Annotated in this window: 19 protein-coding genes; 12 read left to right on the top strand and 7 right to left on the bottom strand. The window is 66.6% G+C overall.

Going from position 1 to position 18,474, the window contains the following annotated elements; genetic code table 11:
* A complete protein-coding gene (locus ACW9UR_RS10900) occupies positions 1 to 891 on the bottom strand; it encodes a fused DSP-PTPase phosphatase/NAD kinase-like protein (protein WP_458916988.1) in 891 nt (296 codons plus the stop codon).
* Positions 888 to 1,214 (bottom strand): heat shock protein HspQ, encoded by a 327-nt coding sequence (gene hspQ / locus ACW9UR_RS10895; RefSeq protein WP_458917182.1) that lies wholly within the window; start codon positions 1,212 to 1,214, stop codon positions 888 to 890. The genes ACW9UR_RS10900 and hspQ overlap by 4 nt, the downstream gene beginning before the upstream one ends.
* 115 nt (positions 1,215 to 1,329) lie before the next feature.
* Between hspQ and ACW9UR_RS10890 the strand changes: the two genes are divergently transcribed.
* The 4 genes from ACW9UR_RS10890 (at position 1,330) to ACW9UR_RS10875 (ending at position 4,939) form a co-directional block, all read left to right on the top strand.
* Positions 1,330 to 2,211, top strand: coding sequence for an AEC family transporter (locus tag ACW9UR_RS10890; RefSeq protein ID WP_458916987.1), 882 nt, complete (start codon positions 1,330 to 1,332; stop codon positions 2,209 to 2,211).
* A gap of 96 nt (positions 2,212 to 2,307) precedes the next feature.
* Complete coding sequence (locus ACW9UR_RS10885) at positions 2,308 to 2,880, top strand: transglycosylase SLT domain-containing protein (RefSeq protein ID WP_458916986.1); 573 nt, start codon at positions 2,308 to 2,310, stop codon at positions 2,878 to 2,880.
* Between the two features lie 83 nt (positions 2,881 to 2,963).
* A complete protein-coding gene (locus ACW9UR_RS10880; protein WP_458916985.1) occupies positions 2,964 to 3,875 on the top strand; it encodes a LysR family transcriptional regulator in 912 nt (303 codons plus the stop codon).
* 137 nt (positions 3,876 to 4,012) lie between these two features.
* Positions 4,013 to 4,939, top strand: coding sequence for a LysR family transcriptional regulator (locus ACW9UR_RS10875; RefSeq protein WP_458916984.1), 927 nt, complete (start codon positions 4,013 to 4,015; stop codon positions 4,937 to 4,939).
* A gap of 218 nt (positions 4,940 to 5,157) precedes the next feature.
* Here ACW9UR_RS10875 and ACW9UR_RS10870 read toward each other — a convergent pair whose 3' ends face one another.
* The gene (locus ACW9UR_RS10870) at positions 5,158 to 6,096 is read right to left on the bottom strand and encodes an OmpA family protein (protein ID WP_458916983.1); all 939 of its coding nucleotides are present in this window, start codon (positions 6,094 to 6,096) and stop codon (positions 5,158 to 5,160) included.
* The gene (locus ACW9UR_RS10865; RefSeq protein WP_458916982.1) at positions 6,093 to 6,830 is read right to left on the bottom strand and encodes a GNAT family N-acetyltransferase; all 738 of its coding nucleotides are present in this window, start codon (positions 6,828 to 6,830) and stop codon (positions 6,093 to 6,095) included. Before ACW9UR_RS10865 ends, ACW9UR_RS10870 begins: the two co-directional genes overlap by 4 nt.
* Before the next feature lie 389 nt (positions 6,831 to 7,219).
* Here ACW9UR_RS10865 and gap point away from each other — a divergent pair, with 389 nt between their 5' ends.
* The 8 genes from gap (at position 7,220) to ACW9UR_RS10825 (ending at position 13,730) form a co-directional block, all read left to right on the top strand.
* Positions 7,220 to 8,221, top strand: coding sequence for a type I glyceraldehyde-3-phosphate dehydrogenase (gap, locus tag ACW9UR_RS10860; RefSeq protein ID WP_458916981.1), 1,002 nt, complete (start codon positions 7,220 to 7,222; stop codon positions 8,219 to 8,221).
* Between the two features lie 127 nt (positions 8,222 to 8,348).
* Positions 8,349 to 8,633 (top strand): hypothetical protein, encoded by a 285-nt coding sequence (locus ACW9UR_RS10855; protein ID WP_458916980.1) that lies wholly within the window; start codon positions 8,349 to 8,351, stop codon positions 8,631 to 8,633.
* Positions 8,633 to 8,989: a response regulator gene (locus ACW9UR_RS10850; protein ID WP_458916979.1), complete on the top strand. Its 357-nt coding sequence runs from the start codon at positions 8,633 to 8,635 to the stop codon at positions 8,987 to 8,989. Before ACW9UR_RS10855 ends, ACW9UR_RS10850 begins: the two co-directional genes overlap by 1 nt.
* A gap of 3 nt (positions 8,990 to 8,992) precedes the next feature.
* Complete coding sequence (locus ACW9UR_RS10845) at positions 8,993 to 10,873, top strand: chemotaxis protein CheA (RefSeq protein ID WP_458916978.1); 1,881 nt, start codon at positions 8,993 to 8,995, stop codon at positions 10,871 to 10,873.
* Complete coding sequence (locus ACW9UR_RS10840; RefSeq protein WP_458916977.1) at positions 10,870 to 11,328, top strand: chemotaxis protein CheW; 459 nt, start codon at positions 10,870 to 10,872, stop codon at positions 11,326 to 11,328. The genes ACW9UR_RS10845 and ACW9UR_RS10840 overlap by 4 nt, the downstream gene beginning before the upstream one ends.
* Positions 11,325 to 12,155 carry a CheR family methyltransferase gene (locus tag ACW9UR_RS10835; protein WP_458916976.1) on the top strand — a complete coding sequence of 277 codons (831 nt, stop codon included), beginning with the start codon at positions 11,325 to 11,327 and terminating at the stop codon, positions 12,153 to 12,155. Before ACW9UR_RS10840 ends, ACW9UR_RS10835 begins: the two co-directional genes overlap by 4 nt.
* On the top strand, positions 12,152 to 13,222 hold the full coding sequence (locus ACW9UR_RS10830) for a protein-glutamate methylesterase/protein-glutamine glutaminase (RefSeq protein WP_458916975.1): 1,071 nt from the start codon (positions 12,152 to 12,154) through the stop codon (positions 13,220 to 13,222). Before ACW9UR_RS10835 ends, ACW9UR_RS10830 begins: the two co-directional genes overlap by 4 nt.
* Positions 13,223 to 13,349: 127 nt before the next feature.
* The gene (locus ACW9UR_RS10825; RefSeq protein ID WP_458916974.1) at positions 13,350 to 13,730 is read left to right on the top strand and encodes a response regulator; all 381 of its coding nucleotides are present in this window, start codon (positions 13,350 to 13,352) and stop codon (positions 13,728 to 13,730) included.
* 123 nt (positions 13,731 to 13,853) lie between these two features.
* On the opposite strand, the gene mdoH is transcribed toward ACW9UR_RS10825, so the two are convergent.
* Genes mdoH through ACW9UR_RS10810 form a run of 3 tightly spaced genes read right to left on the bottom strand, consistent with a single transcriptional unit; the run spans position 13,854 to position 18,468 of the window.
* The gene (gene mdoH, locus ACW9UR_RS10820) at positions 13,854 to 15,659 is read right to left on the bottom strand and encodes a glucans biosynthesis glucosyltransferase MdoH (protein ID WP_458917181.1); all 1,806 of its coding nucleotides are present in this window, start codon (positions 15,657 to 15,659) and stop codon (positions 13,854 to 13,856) included.
* Between the two features lie 5 nt (positions 15,660 to 15,664).
* Complete coding sequence (locus ACW9UR_RS10815; protein ID WP_458916973.1) at positions 15,665 to 17,206, bottom strand: OpgD/OpgG family glucan biosynthesis protein; 1,542 nt, start codon at positions 17,204 to 17,206, stop codon at positions 15,665 to 15,667.
* On the bottom strand, positions 17,203 to 18,468 hold the full coding sequence (locus tag ACW9UR_RS10810; protein ID WP_458916972.1) for an OpgC family protein: 1,266 nt from the start codon (positions 18,466 to 18,468) through the stop codon (positions 17,203 to 17,205). Before ACW9UR_RS10810 ends, ACW9UR_RS10815 begins: the two co-directional genes overlap by 4 nt.
* Between the last annotated feature and the right edge of the window lie 6 nt (positions 18,469 to 18,474).

Below are 18,474 nucleotides of genomic sequence, written 5' to 3'. Positions count from 1 at the left end.
CTACTCCCGCCGCAGGATCGTGCTGTTGAGGAATTCCGCCGGCCCGCTGGGCTTGAACGTCGCGTTCAGCGCGTCGGGGTCGTAGTGGTTGTCGACCCAGTCCATGAACGGCGTCGGGGTGCGGGCGTCGAACTGGCGGTAGCATTCCACGAAATGGTCCAGGATGCCGGTCTTGGAGTGGTCGAGATGCAGGTAGCGCAGGCTCAACTGGCGCGCGGCATCCTCGGCGGAGGCGCCGTTGAACAGCAGGAACAGCGCCGAGGCGATTCCGGCCCGGTCGGCGCCGGACTTGCAGTGCATCAGAAGCGGCCGCTCGGCGGTTTCGAAGATCCGCCGCAGGCCGTGGATCTGTTCGACCGTCGGCAGCGCGCGCGAGGTCATCTTGAAGTCGATCAGCCGCAGCCCTTCCTCGGCGCAGGTTTCCCGTTCCAGTGCGTAGGCGCCGATCGAGGTGGCACCGCGCAGGTTCAGCACCGTGCGCAGGCCCTGGGCCGACAGCCAGCGAAGCTGCCGCGGCGAGGGCTGGTTCGAGCGCCAGATGCCCGGCGCGACCTCGTCGCGATTGGTCCAGATCGCCCGGACGAAACCATGATCGGAGAAGTGAAGATCGCAATAGGCGTACAGCCGGGCGCGAGGGTGGGCCATGTCGTGAGCCCAGTGGTGGCGCCAGCGGCAGTAGCGGCGCAGGAACCAGCCGTGACGCGGGTTCGCTTTGTAGACGGCGTGCGCCGCTTCGCAGAGCCGGTGCTTTTCGACGTTGGGCCCCTTTGGCGGCGGGATGGTTTGGGTACATGGCGGCCCGGAAGCCTGTGGTTTCACTTGCTGCGGCGTGGCGTCGCGAACCGGCACCGGGGTGCCGGTCAGGGCCTCGCTCGAGGGGCTCAGTGTCAATGAAGCAATCCGTCCAGGTCGTACTTGCCGTCGTTGAGAAGACCGAACATCTCGCCCACCTCGGGGTGGTCGACCGGATCGCCGCTGTCGTCGCGGACCAGGTTCTGTTCCGAGACATAGGCGACGTAATAGGACGTCTCGTTCTCGGCCAGCAGATGGTAGAACGGCTGGTCCTTGGACGGCCGGTTCTCGGCCGGGATCGAGTCGTACCATTCGTCGGTATTGCTGAAGACCGGATCGACATCGAAGATCACCCCCCGGAACGGGTGGATGCGGTGGCGGACCACTTCTCCGATGGTGAATTTCGCGCGCGACGTCAGCATTTCGAAACCTGTGGGGTTGTGTTTCATTCCTAGACCTTGAAGGCATCCGAGTCCATATCGGCCCCCACGTGCCGGAAGACAATGGGCGCGGTGCAACACTATGGGGAACACTGTCATGGAACTGGTCCTGCAGGTGCTACAGATCGTGGCGCCGGTGTTCCTTCTGGCGGGCATCGGTTGGGGCTGGGTCCGCATGGGCCTGTTCTACGACGTCGAGTTCGTAACCCGCCTGGCAATGAGCCTTGCGATGCCCTGCCTGATCTTCGTTTCGCTGATGCAGACCGAGATCGACCCCGCCAGCCTGCGCGACGCGGCCTTCGCGACGATCGCCAGCTACGGGGTGATCGCGCTTGCCGTAGCGGGGACGCTCTGGGCGCTGGGCCTGAACCAGCGGACGTTCTTTTCTCCGATCACTTTCGGCAACACTGGCAACCTCGGCTTGCCGCTGGCGCTGTTCGCCTTTGGCGAGATCGGGCTGGACTACGCGGTGGTGATCTTCGCCCTGATGACAGTGATCTATTTCAGCCTCGGGCTCTGGGTGGTCTCGGGGAGCGCGAACCCGGCGCGGATCCTGCGCGAGCCGATGCTCTGGGCATCGCTGCTGGGCGGGCTGTTCATGATCCAGGGCTGGACATTGCCGGAATGGACGGTGAACTCGCTGTCCCTCGTCGGTCAGATCGCCATCCCGATGATGCTGATCACGCTGGGCGTGGCGATTTCCCGCTTGCGCCCAGGCGGCATTGGTCGGGCGATATGGCTGTCGGCGGCTAAGCTGGCGCTGTGCCTCGGAGTGGGGCTCGCAGCGGCGCGTTGGTTCGAGCTGGAGCCTCTGGCCACGGGAGTTCTGGTGATCCAGCTGTGTACACCGGTCGCCGTCACCTCGTTCATGCTGGCCGAGAAGTATGGCGCGGACTCGGACGAGGTCGCCGGCATGGTGGTGGTTTCGACCCTGATGGCGGTCGCCGCGATCCCCGCACTTCTGGCAATGTTCATCTGAGACTGGAAAACGTCACGCTTCTTTGGCATTCTGCCGGACATACAAGTGCACCAAAGCACGGATCGAGCAGTCATGACGAAGAAATCGGCGAGGACGATGTCCCGTTACGCCCTGTTGCTGGCACTGGCCTTGACCGCCTGTTCCAATGCTAGTCAGGGTCCGCCCAGCCGGGCCGACAACGCGTGCGAGATCAAGCGCGAGCGGCCGTCCTGGTTCAAGGCGATGGAAAAGACCGAGAAGCGCTGGGGCGCTCCGGTCCCCGTTCAACTGGCGACATTCTACCAGGAAAGCTCGTTCGAGCCGCGCGCCCGCACGCCGCGGACCTACGCGCTGGGCTTCATTCCGACGGGCCGCGTGTCATCGGCCTATGGCTATGCGCAGGCGATCGACGGCACGTGGGAGTGGTACCAGGACGAGACCGGGCGCAATTATGCCAAGCGGCACAAGTTCCACGACGCCTCGGACTTCATGGGCTGGTACATGGCCAAGACCGTGAAGACCAATGGCGTGCACCCGAACGACGCCTACCGTCAGTACCTCGCCTATCACGAGGGGCACAGCGGCTATGCGCGCGGCAGCTACAACAGCAAGGCCTGGCTGCAGAACGTCGCCGCGAAGGTCCAGCGCCGGGCCGACACCTACGCGGAACAGCTGCGGTATTGTCCCTGAAGCGGCGTCAATTGTCGCCGCCATCTTGAATAATGTCCTCTCCGGCATGAAATATCGCCCGATAGTTACGCCGGGGTAGATTTATGGACAGGTTGAGCGAGATGGAGGCCTTTGTCTCGGTCGTGGACCAGGGCGGGTTCACGGACGCGGCGAAGAAGCTTGGGATGTCGAAATCGGCCGTGTCGAAGCACGTCTCTGCGCTCGAGGCGCGGCTGGGTGCGCGGCTTTTGAACCGGACCACGCGCCGGGTGAACCCGACCGAGATCGGCCTTGCCTACTATGACCGCGCCACCGTGGTGCTGTCGGGCGCGACCGAGGCGGACGAGATGGTGAACGCCATGCAGACTGCGCCGCGAGGTGCGCTGCGGGTGTCGACGCCGGTAAACTTCGGGATCAGCCAGGTTTCGGGACTGGTCGGCGAATTCCTCAAGGAATTCCCTGAGGTTTCGGTCAACATGGTGCTGGACGACCGGTTCGTCGAACTGGTCGCCGAGGGGTTCGACGTCGCGATCCGTATCGGCAAACTCGAGGACAGCAGCTTGCGCGCCCGCAAGCTGACCGAAAGCAGCGCCTTCCTGGTGGCGAGCCCGGATTACCTCGAGCAGAACGGCGCGCCGGGCAACATCGACGACCTCTCGGATCACACGCTGCTGCACTATTCCAACCTCTCGACCGGCAATTTCTGGCGGCTGAAGGCCAAGAACGGTGCCGAGCGTCATGTCCGAGTCGGCGGCCGGCTGACCGCGAACAACGGCGAAAGCCTGCGCCGGGCGGCGGAGAGCGGGCTGGGAATCGCCCTGGTTCCCGCCTTCCTGCTGGGAGATTCGTTGCAGACGGGCCGCTTGACGCGGGTCCTGCCCGATCTCGACCTTGACCTGCTGGGCATCTATGCGGTTTATCCGCCGGGTCGCTACACCCAGCCCAAGCTACGGGCATTCATAGATTTCATGGCTGACCGATTGAAGGGACGAGGGCCGGACAACTGGCCGATTTGACCTCTTCACCGATTCGTCATGCATGAACCCTTGTCGGCGGCGCTGCGGCGCACCATAATTTGTGCACTGCAAAAAGAATTGAGCCAAGAGCCGTTTCGGGGGTGCGCGGCGTATCGTTCTGGTAACCGAGGAAAGTCATGGAACTTTCATCGCATATGATTCTGTTCGCCCGCGTCGTCGAGAAGGGCAGCTTTTCGGCCGCCGCGCGCGAAATAAGCCACTCCCCCTCGGCCGTCAGCAAGCAGATTGCTGCGCTCGAGGATCGTCTGGGCGTGCGCCTGCTCACGCGGACGCAGCAGGGCATCTCGCTGACCGAAGAGGGGCGTGTCTTCTATGACCGCTGCGCCGAGGTGGCGCAGACCGTGTCGGAAACGCAGGAATTGCTCGAGTCGCTGTCGGCCAGCCCGCGCGGCAAGTTGCGGATCTGCGCGACGGTGGCCTTCGGCAAGGCGCAGATCCTGCCGATCCTCCCCAATTTCTTGGCGCAGGTACCGGATCTGAGCGTGGATCTGGAACTGACCGACCGCAACTCGGACATCTTCACCGAGGATATCGACGTCGGGATCCGCTTTTCCGAGCAAATCGACAGCAGCCAGGTCATCGCGCGCAAGCTGGCGCCGAACCGGCGGATCTTCGTCGCCGCGCCCAGCTACATCGCCCGGCATGGCCTGCCCAAGACCCCCGCCGACCTGGCCGAGCACAACTGCCTGCGGCTGTCGACGGTCGAGAAGTGGAACGAATGGCGCTTCGGCGACGGTTGCGACGTGGACAAGATCCGCGTCACCGGCAATTTCGAGGCGAACAGCGCCGATGCGGTCTACCACGCCACGCTGGCGGGCATGGGCGTGTCGCGGATTTCGACCTACCTGGTGAACGAGGACATCGCCGCCGGCAGGCTGGTGCATGTCCTGCCGGAGCATGTGCAAACCAGCTCGGCGATCTACGCGATCTATCCCGAGCGGCGGAACATGGCGCCGAAGATCCGCTCGTTCCTCGACTTCCTGACCGCTCATTTCGGCAAGGTTCCCCCGTGGGAGCGCCCGGCCGAGAAGGCGAGCGCCTGACGCAAGGGGCTGTGACGAGAGGGAACAACCGGTTTTCCCAATCGGTCAAGGACAGCCGGAACAGCGTTTGTTATCAAGTCTATGTCGCTTCGGCGACGTGCCCGTTCCGGGCATTTCCTCCCTAGACTTGGGCCGCGTTTATTCGCGGCCCTTTTTTTATGTCTCAGCGATGGCGTGGGTTTGTTGCGGTGCCGCAAATCATGTTGCGGCGCAACAGTTTAGCGCAGGATCGCCTCGACGCGGCGGTTCCGGGCGCGGGCCTCGTCGCTGGTGTTTGGCACCAATGGGGCGAGGAAACCGGCGCCGGCGGCCTCGATTCGATCGCCCCCGATTCCGAATCTGTCGATAAGCACCTGCCGAACCGCCTGCGCCCGGGCGCGGGACAGGGCGATGTTCTGCTCGAGACTACCGGTGTCGTCGGAGTGCCCAACGAGCATGATCCGAAGCTCCGGCTCGGCCTCCAACGCCGCGGCCAGCGGGGCGAGCGCCGCGATGGCATCCTCGGCCAACGTCCGCGTGCCAGAGGCGAAGGTCACGCCGTCCAGCACCACCCGCCCGCGAATGCGGATGGTCTCGGCCAGCGGATCGTCCGAGATGGCGGGCGCGGCTTCGGCCGTTGGTCCGCTGGGCGGCTCGGCGGGCGGCGCGTCCAATTCGATCGGCGCCGCGCCGGAGGGCAGCACCTCGATCGCCTGCACCCAGCCTCCGCCGCCGGTCTGGCTGACCAGCAGGTTGATGTGGCGCGGTGGATCGTCGGAGCTACGGGCCGAGACAACGCGGAAGTCCGTCAGGTTCACCTCCATCGCCGGAGGCGGGACGACCCGGGTGCCGATGCGGTAGTCGAAGCCGCCACACGCCTCGGTCGCGCAGTCGAAGAGGATCTCGTACCCGGCCTCGGCGAGTTGCGGGCGCAGGGCTCGGATCATGGATAGCGTGCCTGCGCCGCCCTCGGGCAGACGCCAGGTGCGAATTTCGATGCGCCCTTCGAGCGGCTCGGCGGAGGTCTCGCCGAAGGTTATCGGGCCGGTTGGAAGGGCGTACTGGCCGGGATCCTCGACAGTCTGATGGGTGCGGACGGCGCCAGCGGGGAGTTTGAGCGGAGTCTGCGCCGAAACCGCGCCGACGGTGATCAGCAATGCTGCCAGCGTCCGGATCATTCCGGCGCGATGCGGTAGTGGTAGTGCGTCACCGGCCGCATTCCCAACTGGCGATAGAGTGCGTTCGCGGGACCGTTGACGTCGGTGACGGCCAGGCCCAGGGCCTCTGCGCCCTCGTCCAGTGCCCATTGCGCTGCGGCCGCGAGCAGCGCGCGTCCGTGTCCCTGGCGGCGGAATTCCGGCGCGACCTCGACCGCGTGGATCATCGCCAGTCCGTCCCAGCACGAAACGAAGGCGACCCCGGCAGGAGCATGGTCTTTGCGCACCAGCAGCCAGCAGCGGGGCGATGCGGCGCGCGCCATCACCGCAAGCCGTGCCGGGCCGATCCCTGCTTCAGCCCATAGGGTCTCCATCACTGCCAGCGGGAAATCGCAGCGGATGACCGGATCCTTCGGCGCGGCGGCGCTTGCGATGTCCTCGGCCGGACCTGCGTAGATCGTCACCGGGTCGATCACCGCGTAACCCCGCTCGGCCAGGGCCGAATCGAGGGCGCCGTCCTCAGGGCGCAGCATGAAGAGCGCTTGCTGCCCGGCGGCGCGCATCGCGGCCTCGGCAACTGCGATGTTCGCGCCGGGATCCGTGGGCGTTGCCGCTGAGACGCGCTTGCCACCGCCTGGATCGAGGCGAAGGGTCCAGCCAGCCACCGCCGTCCGGCGTTCGGCCGGCCATGTTCGCTCCATCGCCTCGAGGGCGCGTGGCGCGTCGATTTGAACAGTTTGGGCGGTGTCCGGCACGGGTATCGCGGCTCCTCTGCAGGCAATCATGGCGAGGCAGACATGGATTGGAAAGGGTCGGCCGTCCAGTCGTGAAACTTTCATTTGACGCAGCGCGGAAAGATTGCCATGTTACCGCTAACAAAGCCGGGCGTGCCCGGCAGTAACAGGGGGCGCGGCCTTATCAGGGCCTTGGTCGCTGCCTTCCTTCTGCAAGGGGTGCCTCGTGCGGCTCTCCCCGGACACATCCCTTGCAGGGCCTTTGATGCGCTGTGGCGTCGCGCTTGCAGGACGCGCACAAGCGTGTAGTTAGTCGGGCGCGTCCCTTTGAAAGGGGCGCGCCCGAGATGTTTCAGCGACAACGTCCGGCCACGCATCCGCCGGACGGCAAGTCCAGGAAAGGATCCCAGATGACGATCAAGGTAGCGATCAACGGGTTCGGCCGCATCGGCCGCAACGTACTGCGGGGGCTGATCGAAAGCGGCCAGACCGATGTAGAGGTCGTGGCGATCAACGATCTGGGCCCGGTCGAGACCAACGCCCACCTGATGCGCTATGACAGCGTGCACGGCCGGTTCCCCGGCGAAGTGAAAGTCGACGGCGACACCATCGACGTCGGCCGCGGCCCGATCCGCGTCACCGCCGAGCGTGACCCCAAGGCCCTGCCGTGGTCCGATGTCGACATCGCGCTGGAGTGCACCGGCATCTTCACTGCGCGCGACAAAGCGGCGATGCACCTCGAGAACGGCTCCAAGCGGGTGCTTATCTCGGCCCCGGGTGCCGAGGCCGACAAGACCATCGTCTATGGCGTCAACCACGACAGCCTGACCGCCGAGGACACCGTCGTCTCCAATGCGTCCTGCACCACCAACTGCCTGGCTCCGGTCGCCTATGTTCTGCAGAAGGCGTTCGGCATCGACCACGGCTACATGACCACGATCCACAGCTACACCGGCGACCAGCCGACGCTGGACACGATGCACAAGGACCTGTACCGCGCCCGCGCTGCCGCGCTGAGCATGATCCCGACCTCGACTGGTGCCGCCAAGGCCGTAGGCCTGGTGCTGCCGGAACTGAAGGGCAAGCTGGACGGCTCGGCGATCCGCGTGCCGACGCCGAACGTCTCGGTCGTGGACCTGAAAGCGGTCGTCTCCAAGTCGGTCACCGCCGAAGAGGTGAACGCCGCGATGAAGGCCGCCGCCGAGGGCGAGCTGAAAGGCGTGCTGGGCTACGAGGAAGGGCCGCTGGTGTCCTCGGACTACAACCACGACCCGCGCTCGTCGATCTTCGCCGCGCCGCAGACCAAGGTGCTTGAGGGCACGATGGTCCGCGTTCTCAGCTGGTACGACAACGAGTGGGGCTTCTCGAACCGGATGCTCGACACCGCCCGGGCAATGGCCAAGCTGATCTGATCCGATCCATCGGATTTTAGGCATCCGGGCCCGCGCGGCCCGGATGCCATTCACCTCTCCTCAAGATTCGGGCGCGATACCTCAGGTCTGAGCGCGGCATGGGCCGCCATGGACATGAGGGACGAACGTGCCGGAGCAGGGGCTCTCCAGGACAGATGCGCTGGTCACGCTGCCGGCCGATGTGACGCTCGATGCAGCAGACGCGCTTGGCGCGGCACTGCGCGGCGGCGCCGGGCCGTTCGTGATCGACGCCAGCGCGGTGGAGCGGATCCGCACACCAGCAGTCCTCTGGCTGGTCTCCGCCGTGCGATCCGGCGCGGGCGTTGCCGTCACCGGCGCGTCCGAGCCATTCATCGAAGCCTTCGGTGACCTCGGGTTCCATGCCGACCTGATGCGGATGGAGTTCCGCTGATGAAGGTCCTGGCGGTGGACGATACCCTGGCCCTGCGCGCGATGCTCACCGACTGCCTGAAGGGTGCGGGCCACACGGTCTCGACCGCCTCGGACGGGCACGAGGCGCTGGGGGTTCTGCGCACGGACCGCCCGGACATTGTCATTACCGACCTCAACATGCCCGTCATGGACGGGCTCGATTTCCTGGCTAAGGCGCGTAGGGATCCCGCGGGACGAGGACTACCGATCCTGTTGCTGACCTCGGAAACCTCGCCCGACCTGCGGCGCAGGGCCGAGCAATTGCGCGCGACCGGTTGGCTGCCGAAGCCCTTCGATCCGGCGCAAATCCTCTCGCTTGTTGCGCATCTGGGGTGAGCGATGGACGAGGATGAGGATTTCCGCAGTCTGTTCTTCGCCGAAGCGAGGGAGCTTCTGGACGCGTTCCAGGACCATATCGGCACGCTCGACACCGGATATGGCGATACCGAAACAGTGCACGCCGCATTTCGTGCCATGCACTCTATCAAGGGCGGCGCGGCGGCTTTTGGTTTCGAGCGCCTGATCGGCCTCGCCCACCAGGCGGAAACCCTGATGGACCGCCTGCGCGAGGGAGAGGGTGCGACACCCCACGTTCTGCAGGCGCTTGTCCGGGCGGGTGACCTGCTGCTCAAGCTGCTCGACGCCGAGGAAGGCGGGCCGGCTGTGCCAGAGGCGGACCTGGCAACCGTTTTGGCCGAACTTGTGGGGAAAAATCCCGCTGCTGCAGCGCGCCGCGTTGTCCGCATCACCCCCGGTCCGGATTTCGACGAAGCCGGGTTTGACATGCTACGCCTGATCCGCGCCGCCCGCACCTGCGGGCTGACAGAGGTGACGGTCGAGGGCGTGCTTGCCGCACCCGCCGGGCTCGACGCTGCTCGCCCCGGCCTGACCTGGGTGCTCACGTTTACCGGCGATGAGGACCTCGACGCGTTCTTCTGGATCTACCGCGATCGAGCCGGGATCGAGGGCGACCTTGGGGCAGCCACGGCGCCACCTGCCGAACCGGTGTCAGAGCCAGCACCGACCGCCCCGCCCCCTGATCAGGCGCGCAGCCTGCGGGTCGAAACCGCCCGGATAGACCGGCTGGTAAACCTCGTGGGCGAAGTGCTGATCGCGCAATCGGTGCTGGCCCAGCGCGTGGCCGACACCGGCGCTCGGCCCGGCAGCGACCTTGTGCGGGCACTCGACACCAGCTCGCGGCAGTTGCGAGAGCTGCAGGAACGGGTGATGGCGATCCGCGCGCAACCGGTGGACGCGGTGTTCCGCAGGATGCCGGCATTGGTCCGCGACCTCTCGCGCAGCCTTGGCAAGCCGGCCCGGCTGACGCTCGAAGGTGGCCGGACCGAGGTCGACGCGACGGTGATCGCCGAACTCAGCGACCCGCTGACGCACATGATCCGCAACGCGATGGACCATGGGCTGGAGCCATGCGACGTACGCCGCGCCGCCGGCAAGCCGGACGAGGGGCAGGTGCGCCTCACCGCTTTGCATCGGGGCGATCACGTCACCTTGACCGTGACGGACGACGGCGGCGGTATCGACCGTGACCGGGTGCTGGCGAAGGCGCTGGAGCGGGGCATCCTGACATCCGGCGACCGCCCTACACCCGAGGAGATCGACGCACTTGTCTTTCATCCGGGCTTCTCGACGGCAAGCGATCTCTCCGAGGTTTCGGGCCGCGGTGTCGGAATGGATGTCGTGCGCCGCCGGATCATCGCGCTGGGCGGGCGCTGCGCCGTCTCCAGTACGCCGGGGCGCGGTACCCGGTTCACGATCACCCTGCCGCTGACCCTTGCGGTGATGGACGGCATGACCGTCCGAACCGCCGGACAGAAATACGTCCTGCCCCTTGCGTCCGTGTGCGAGGCGGTCCGGCTGGGCGACGCCTGCTCGGAACACCGGCTTCCCGATGGCAGCCGCATGCTCAAGCGCCGCGGTGCCTACATCCCGCTCTTCAGCCTCGCGGACGCTCTGAATCGCGGCGGGGCGGACGAGCGCGTAGCCTTGATCATCGACACCGGCGAGGGTGGCAGCCTGGCCGTGGCGGTCGAGGAACTTATTGGCCAACGACAGGTCGTCCTCAAATCGCTCGAAGGGGCGCATACGCCGATCGCGGGCGTGTCGGGCGCGACCATCCTCGGCGATGGCCAGGTCGCCCTTGTCCTCGATGTCGCCCGGATCCTGAATCGGCGGATCCCCAGTCCAGAGGCAGTATCATGACCACGACCCCGGGCCCCGCCAGCGCACCCCGGACGCTGCGCTTCGTGACCTTCCTTGTCGGCGATGCCGTCTATGGCGTGCCGATCACCGAGGTCCGCGAAATCCGGCAATGGTCGCCGGTAACCGCGCTGCCGGATCAGGCGGCGCACATGCTGGGCCTGCTCAACCTGCGCGGAACGATTATCCCGGTGCAGGACCTTCGGGTTCGCTTCGGCGCTCCGGCACCCGCCCCGCAGCCCGGAAATGTGATCGTGATCGCCTGGATCGCGGAGCGCCCGGTCGGGGTACTGGTCGATGCCGTTTCGGACATTCTGTCGATCCCCGAGGCCGAGGTTCAGGCCGTGCCACCAGGCCCCGACCGAGCCGCCGCCGGCGTGACCGGGCTTGTGACCGCCGACGCCAGAATGATCGCATTGCTCGACCTTTCAGCCATCTTCCAGGCAGAGCCCGCATGACCGCCTCCGCCCCGATCTTGTCGCCCCCGCCAGCGTTGAGCGAGAGCGACTTCGGCCGTATCGCCCGCCGGATCGAGGAAATGGCGGGAATCGTGCTGGAGCCGCATAAGGCCCAGATGATCCGCACCCGGCTGGAACGTCGCCTGCGCGACACCGGACTGCGGCGGATGAGCGATTATCTGGACCTGCTCGACGACCGTGCGAACCGGACGGAACTACAGGCCTTCGTCGACGCCCTGACAACGAACCAGACCGCGATGTTCCGCGAACCGCACCACCTGGCGCACCTGGAAGGCACGGTCCGGGCGATGCGATCCGGCACATCCCTGCGGATCTGGTCGGCAGGCTGCGCCAGCGGAGAAGAGGCATACTCCATCGCCCTGACGGTCATGGGCGCAAGGGGGTTCATGCCTCCCGGAACGCGGATCCTGGCGTCTGATATCGACAGCAAAATGGTCGAAACGGCACGAACCGGCACCGTCGATTCAACCCGCTGCACGGGCATGGAGGAACGGCACGTGGCGCTGATGCGCGCATCGCCGGGGGGGCGAAAGGCGCCGCCTCACGCGGCACTGCAAGCGATCGCCTTCCGGCGGCTCAACCTTCTCGAACCCTGGCCGATGCGCGGACAGTTCGACGCGATCTTCTGCCGCAACGTGATGATCTACTTCTCGGCCGCGACCACGGCCCGCTTGCTGGAACGGTTCACGGCCCAACTGGTGCCCGGCGGCTATCTCTATCTTGGCCACGCCGAGGCGCTGCTGGACCGGACGCCCGGCCTGCGATCCTGCGGCGGAACCATCTATCGCAGGGAGGAAACGCCATGACCCGGCATTTGCAACGCACCGCACCGGTGCGGGCCCTGGTGGTCGACGACAGCCGACTGATGCGCCGGATGCTGACCGCAGCGCTCGAGGCCGAGGGGACGATCCAGGTCGTCGCCGACGCAGCCGACGCGACCGAGGCGCGCGCCCTGATCCGCGCTCTGGAGCCTGATGTGATCACGCTGGATGTCGAGATGCCGGGCATGGACGGGCTGGCGTTCCTGCGACGGATCATGGACCTGCGGCCGATGCCGGTGGTGATGGTCTCGACCTTGACCGCCCATGGCACCGACACAGCGCTCGAGGCTTTGCGGATCGGCGCGCTCGATGCGATCCCCAAACCGGCGGGTCGTGCGGCGATCGCGCCGTTCGCTCAGCGTTTGCGGCGGATGGTCGAGGTGGCGCGCGATGCGAGGGTGCTGCCGGGGCGTTCCCCGGACAGCGGACCCCTGGCGCATGTCAGCGTCACGGTTCGACCGGAGGTGATCGCCATGGGCGCCTCCACCGGTGGTGTCGCGGCGCTGGCGACGGTACTCGCGGGACTACGCGCGGACGGACCGCCGGTCGTGGTCGCGCAGCACATGCCCGCGAACTTCACGGCGCGGTTCGCTTCCCGGCTGGATGCCTTGTTGCCGCAAGACGTGGCCGAGGCGCGCTCTGGCGAGGTGTTGGCGGCAGGCCAGGTCCGGATCGCACCCGGTGACCGCCATCTTTGCGTCGATCGCCGAGGGATCGGGTTGGTGCTGCGGCTTGACGGTTCGGGGCCGATCTCGGGGCACCGTCCTTCGGTCGATGTGCTGTTCAACTCGGTGGCCGCCTCCGCAGGGCGCGGCGCTGTTGGGGTGCTGCTGACAGGCATGGGGCGCGACGGGGCAGCGGGGCTTAGCGCGATGCGCAACGCGGGCGCGTGGTGCATCGGTCAGTCCGAGGAGAGTTGCGTCGTCTACGGCATGCCGAGGGCGGCGAAGCTGCTTGGCGCGAGCCACGAAGAACTTGGACTCGAGGCCATCGCCGAGCGGCTGCGAGGCCTGACCGGGGCGCATGTTCGCGCACCACAGTCGTCGGTGTGAACCCGATGTTGGACGGAAGGCGTGAGATACCCCTGCGCAAGTACGGGACACAGGCCCAGGCGCGGCAGTCAACAGTAAGTCCGGCGGGCGGGAGCCTCCGGTGGTCAACGCGAAAGGAGGCGGCAGGATGCCGGCGGTGAGTGCGCTGAGAATATTGGTGGTCGACGACCAGCAGAGCATGCGGGGCTTGGCGCGCCAGTGCCTCAAGCGGCTGGGAGTGCTCGACGTGGCGCTGGCTGCCTCGGCCGAGCAGGCGCTGGAGGTTATGGGGCAGCAAAAGTTCGACGCTGTGATCTCGGACCTGAACATGCCGGGCATGACCGGCGTGGAGCTGGCGCAACGGATCAAGGCTCATCCGGTGCTGAAAGGAACGCCGGTCTTCGTGGCGACTTCGGAATCCTACCGGGATCGGGCGAGCGACGAGGCGGTGGACCATTTTGTCGCGAAGCCGTTCAGCCTGAACGACATGCGCGACGCGCTGGAGGAACACCTGGGGATTCTCAGTTGACGGAGCCTGGTTAGGGCCAACGTCAGGACGGTAGCTTCAGTCAACTTCGGCCTTCCTGAGAAAACGGGCCAACGGTGCGAAGATCGCTGGCCCATCACGTTGCGCATTGGGGGCGGACCGGGGTCAGGCCGCCGCCAACGCCGGATCGGTCGCAGGCTCGCCAGCCGGGCGCGCGGCACTTTCTTGCGGCGTCTGGAACAGCCGCCGTGCCCAGGTGGGCTGGCCTGACAGCGCCCAGGACAGAACCGGGGCGATCACCAGCGAGGCTCCGATCGGCAGCAGCCACAGGGTCAGCTCGCCCATTGCGAACAGCGCGCACATCGCCGTGCCAAGCGCCAGTTCGGCGCCGTGAAAGCGCAGGCAGGTGCGCAGGTCGGGCGCATCGCGCCCCGCCGGTTTCCAGCCGGTATCGACCCCGGCCAGCGTGCGGGTGACGGCAACGACGTGCTGGACCATCATCATCGGCGCCAGAAGGATCGAGAGCGCCATCTCGGCGAGGATCGAAAGGACGAACCGGCCCGCGCCTCCGACCGCGCGCAGCGACGGATCCGTCGCCCAGTAGCGCAGCGCGCCCAGGATCTTGGGCACGACGAGCATTCCGTAGATCAGCGCCAGGATCAGGATCCGGCTGACGATGTCCATGTCCGGCCACGCAGGGAACAGTGGGTTCGCGTCCGAGAAATAGCGGATCGGCCCGTCCCCCTGACCGGAGCCGACCAGAACCCAGCAGATCATCAGCGCCAGCCACAGGATCGACGACAGGTAGCCGACCGCACCCTGCAGCATGTGCACGCGGCTGAGCGGGTGCAGCCCTGCCGCACCCAGCAGGCGCAGGTGCTGCAGGTTGCCTTGGCACCAGCGGCGGTCGCGCAGGATATGGCCGATGGGCGTCGGCGGGGTTTCCTCGAAACTGCCGTCGGCGGTGGGCAGGAAGCGCACACGCCAGCCGGCGCGGCGCAGCAGCGCGGCCTCGACGAAATCATGGCTCAGGATCAGCCCGCCGAAAGGTCTACGACCCGGCAGGTCAGGAAGTCCGGCGCAGTCGGCGAACGCGCGCACGCGGATCATCGCGTTGTGGCCCCAGTAGTTCGCCGCCGACCCGGACCAGAGCGCCAGGCCCCGGCCCAGCGTCATACCGTAGATCGTGTTCGAGAACTGCTGCGTGCGCGCCCAGAGCGTCTGCGCCCCGATCAGGCGCGGCACGGTCTGGACCAGCCCCGCCTCGGGTTCCGAGGCCAGCGCGTCGGCCAGGTCCAGAACGGTCTCGGCGGTCATCACGCTGTCCGCGTCAAGCACCAGCATCGCCTCGTGCGCACCGCCCCAGCGGGTGACCCAGTCCTCGATATTGCCGGCCTTGAAGCGCGTGTTCTGCGCCCGATGCCGGTAGTGTACCGTCGTGTCCGGCAAGCTGGCATCGAGCCGCGCGACCGCCCGGGTCTCGGCGATGACCTTCTGCTCGTCTCGCGTGTCCGAAAGCACGTAGAGAGTGAACCTATGCCCGCGCGCGTTCTGAGACAGGTCCTGCAACAGGGGCCGCAGGTTGCCGCAGACCTGGTGCGCGTCCTCGCCATACATCGGCATGAGGACGGCGACGTCCATTGGCGCGACCGGGCCGGGCGCGCGCTGCGGTCGGGCGGGCAGGCAGCCCAGCACCGCGGTCGCGACGGAAAGCGCGATCCAGAACGCGGTCGCCATGCCGCAGGTTATGATCGCAAGCTCGACCCAGGACAGGCCCGAGAGCTTGAACCAGTCGTAGATCACAAGGCCGAGGGCCGCCGTTGTCAGGCCCGCGAAGCCGAAGACGAAGGCCCGCGCCGCTTGCACGGCCCAGCCGTCGCGCGACAGGCGCGGCGCGGCAGGCGCCCGGCGCAGGTCCTGCGGGGGCATTGCCAGCGGAGCGTCTTCCGGGGGCGTGGGAATGTGGGGCATCTGCGTCACTGGGTCCACCTGTAAAGCCAGACTTCCGAGACCGGCTCGCCGTCGGTGACAAGCTGCGCGCGCAGCTCCATCGGCCGGCCCTCGTCGGGCTCGAAGCCGAAGTCCAAGCGAACGCCGCCGGTCTCGGGGTTGTGTTGCAGGATCGGGTCGCTGACGGTCCCGAGGTTGGTCGAGGCATGCGCCGTGACCCGCGAGAGGTCTTCGGGCAGTCTGGGATGCGGCGCGAAGTCGATCGCGGCCAGCAGCCGGCCTGAGAAACTGGGGCCCATGCGGGTGTTGATCACATGTGCCCGGTCGGCCTCGACCGGCGCGGTGTCGCACCAGTGCAGCCGATAGGTGAAACGGTGCTCGGCGCCGGGGGCCAGCGGCTCGCGCGGACGCCAGTAGGCGACGATATTGTCATAGACCTCGCGATCCGTAGGGATCTCGACCAGCGTCACAGCGCCCGGACCCCAGCCCTCGGCGGGTTCGACCCAGAGGCCGGGGCGCTGATGGTAATGCGCCGAGAGGTCGGCAAACTCGGAGAACCGGCGCGCGCGCTGCATCAGGCCGAAGCCCTTGGGGCTGTCGTCGACGAAGGACGAGATCTGCAGCTCGGCCGGGTTGGCCAGCGCCCGCCACAGGCGCTCGCCCGCGCCGTTCCAGACCAGCAGCCCGTCGCTGTCATGTACCGCGGGGCGGTAGTCGGCGAACCGGTCGCGGTTGGTCTGGTCGAAGAAGAACATCGAGGTTTCCGGCGCAATGCCGACATTCGCCAGCTCGCGGCGTGGAATCAGCGTTGCCGAGACGTCCATCACCGTGGTCTCGCCCGCCTCGATGCGGAACCGGTAGGCGCCCGCGACCGAGGGGCTGTCGAGCAAAGCGTGCACGACGACATCCTGCTGTCCGGCCTCGGGGGTTTCGATCCAGAATTCGCGGAACTCGGGGAACTCCTCGCCTTCGGCTGCGGCTGTGTTCAGTGCCAGCCCGCGCGCCGACAGGCCGTAGGTCTGGCCTGCGCCGATCGCCCGGAAATAGCTGGCGCCCTGAAAGACGGTGTATTCTTGGTAGATCCCGGCCTTCTCCAGTTCCGCGTGCAAGCGAACGCCGGAATAGCCCAGCGTCTCGTCCACCGGCAGATCGGGGAACTTGTCGGTCTTGTCGAAGACGCGCATGTCGAACAGTACCGGCCGCGCCTGATCGCCCTTTTCCGAGACCGCGTGCACGTGGATCGGCGTAGGGAAATAGAGCCCCGGCGCAAAGAACTCGGCCTGCACCGGACGCCCCTCGCCTCGGAAAAGGGCGTTGCGGGTGTCGAACCAGATCGAGCGGTATTGGTCATAGCTCAGATCCAGCCATTCCTGCGGTACACGGGCCGGCGCCTCGTAGGGCTTGGCGGCCAGCGCGTGGGCCTTCTCCAGCACGAAATCGGGACCGAAGGGCGAGGCTTCGCCCAGGGTCATCCCCGGCTCGTCCGTGCCGTTGGCGCGGGCAAGGCCCGGCATGGCGGCAAAGGCTGCCGACAGCGCGAGCGCCTGGCGTCGAGTCAGTGCACTCATGCCGCGCGACCTCCGGTGATCGTGGTCATGGTCGCGCCTGCGGTCCCGGCGGGGGCCGGTGCAGGCGCCGGTCTCCGCCAGGGTTGGCCCTTGATCCAGGCAACCAGGTACGCGGTCGCAATCAGGATGCCGAAGCCGATCAGGTTGATCAGCGTCACGGTGACGAAATTGTTGTCCACCACGTCGAAGGCGATGCCCAGGAAGCGCGCCAGCACCAGCGAGGTCACGAAGACCGCCAGTGACTGCTGCCCGACCTTGCGGATCACGCCGACCACGGCCGTCCATGCGCGCCCGATCGACAGCCACGCGCCGCCCGGCCCGGCGCAGACCCAGGCGACATAGGCCAGCGCGAGGAAGTGGACGTAGCGCAGTACGCCGAAGTTGGTCTTGCCGAACAGGAAGCCCCACTCGGAACGCCAATCGCTGATCCAGGTCACCTCGCGGATGATGCGGAACCAGGCGAAGGGGATCGTCAGCAGCACCACGGCGACGGCAAGCGCGACCAGCCACCAGCGCACCGGCGGGGCGGGGATCCAGCCGCGCATGAAGGCGAAGCCGGTGAAGAAGACCAGCTGCCAGGCGAACGGGTTGAAGAACCATTCCCGGATGTTGTTGGGCGGCTCGAAGAAATATTGCGCGGGCAGGTGCAGGAAGGATAACGCGTCCGCGGCAGGCTGGAGCGCGGTCGCCCCGGCCTCGGCCACGCCGGCGACGTTGGCCATCGCCCACAGCGCGCCCATCGCGACGAACACGGCCAGGACCGAAATCCGGGAAAGCGCGATCGCGAAAGGGATCATTGCAAGGATCACCAGGTACATGGGCAGAATGTCGAAGTAGTTGGGAACGTACGACAACGTCATCAGTCCCAGAAGGTTCCCCTCGGGATTGCGAAAAAACGGCCAGAGGTTTAGCTGCCCGACATAGTCCTTGGTTCCGATCCCGGCGGCGTTCACCGCCAGCATCGACATCGCGATCACGAAGAACGTGGCGATATGCGCCCAGTAGACCTGCCAGACGCGGTGGGCGATCCGCACCGCCCCCATGAGCCAGCCGGCCCGGTCGAAAACACTGCCGAAAGCGATGGCCGACGCCATCCCCGAGCAGAACACGAAGATCTCGGTCGCGTCGGAAAATCCGAAGCGCGCGGGGATCCAGAGAGCCCATACGTTCCCCGGCGTGTGGGCCAGAAGAATGATGAACATGGCCAGACCCCGGAAAAAATCCAGTCGCGGGTCACGGGGTCTGGAAGTGGTTGTTGTCATTCTATT

The sequence above is a fragment of the Halovulum sp. GXIMD14794 genome (genome assembly GCF_054457455.1).
This window is presented reverse-complemented; position numbering and strand designations above follow the sequence as displayed.

Excerpts from the sequence above, each read along its gene's own strand:
- hspQ (WP_458917182.1), bottom strand. The coding sequence starts at position 1,214 with ATGCTGACGTCGCGCGCGAAATTCACCATCGGAGAAGTGGTCCGCCAC.
- ACW9UR_RS10890 (WP_458916987.1), top strand. The coding sequence starts at position 1,330 with ATGGAACTGGTCCTGCAGGTGCTACAGATCGTGGCGCCGGTGTTCCTT.
- ACW9UR_RS10885 (WP_458916986.1), top strand. The coding sequence starts at position 2,308 with ATGTCCCGTTACGCCCTGTTGCTGGCACTGGCCTTGACCGCCTGTTCC.
- ACW9UR_RS10880 (WP_458916985.1), top strand. The coding sequence starts at position 2,964 with ATGGACAGGTTGAGCGAGATGGAGGCCTTTGTCTCGGTCGTGGACCAG.
- ACW9UR_RS10875 (WP_458916984.1), top strand. The coding sequence starts at position 4,013 with ATGGAACTTTCATCGCATATGATTCTGTTCGCCCGCGTCGTCGAGAAG.
- ACW9UR_RS10870 (WP_458916983.1), bottom strand. The coding sequence starts at position 6,096 with ATGATCCGGACGCTGGCAGCATTGCTGATCACCGTCGGCGCGGTTTCG.
- gap (WP_458916981.1), top strand. The coding sequence starts at position 7,220 with ATGACGATCAAGGTAGCGATCAACGGGTTCGGCCGCATCGGCCGCAAC.
- ACW9UR_RS10850 (WP_458916979.1), top strand. The coding sequence starts at position 8,633 with ATGAAGGTCCTGGCGGTGGACGATACCCTGGCCCTGCGCGCGATGCTC.
- ACW9UR_RS10845 (WP_458916978.1), top strand. The coding sequence starts at position 8,993 with ATGGACGAGGATGAGGATTTCCGCAGTCTGTTCTTCGCCGAAGCGAGG.
- ACW9UR_RS10840 (WP_458916977.1), top strand. The coding sequence starts at position 10,870 with ATGACCACGACCCCGGGCCCCGCCAGCGCACCCCGGACGCTGCGCTTC.
- ACW9UR_RS10835 (WP_458916976.1), top strand. The coding sequence starts at position 11,325 with ATGACCGCCTCCGCCCCGATCTTGTCGCCCCCGCCAGCGTTGAGCGAG.
- ACW9UR_RS10830 (WP_458916975.1), top strand. The coding sequence starts at position 12,152 with ATGACCCGGCATTTGCAACGCACCGCACCGGTGCGGGCCCTGGTGGTC.
- ACW9UR_RS10825 (WP_458916974.1), top strand. The coding sequence starts at position 13,350 with ATGCCGGCGGTGAGTGCGCTGAGAATATTGGTGGTCGACGACCAGCAG.
- mdoH (WP_458917181.1), bottom strand. The coding sequence starts at position 15,659 with ATGCCCCACATTCCCACGCCCCCGGAAGACGCTCCGCTGGCAATGCCC.
- ACW9UR_RS10815 (WP_458916973.1), bottom strand. The coding sequence starts at position 17,206 with ATGAGTGCACTGACTCGACGCCAGGCGCTCGCGCTGTCGGCAGCCTTT.
- ACW9UR_RS10810 (WP_458916972.1), bottom strand. The coding sequence starts at position 18,468 with ATGACAACAACCACTTCCAGACCCCGTGACCCGCGACTGGATTTTTTC.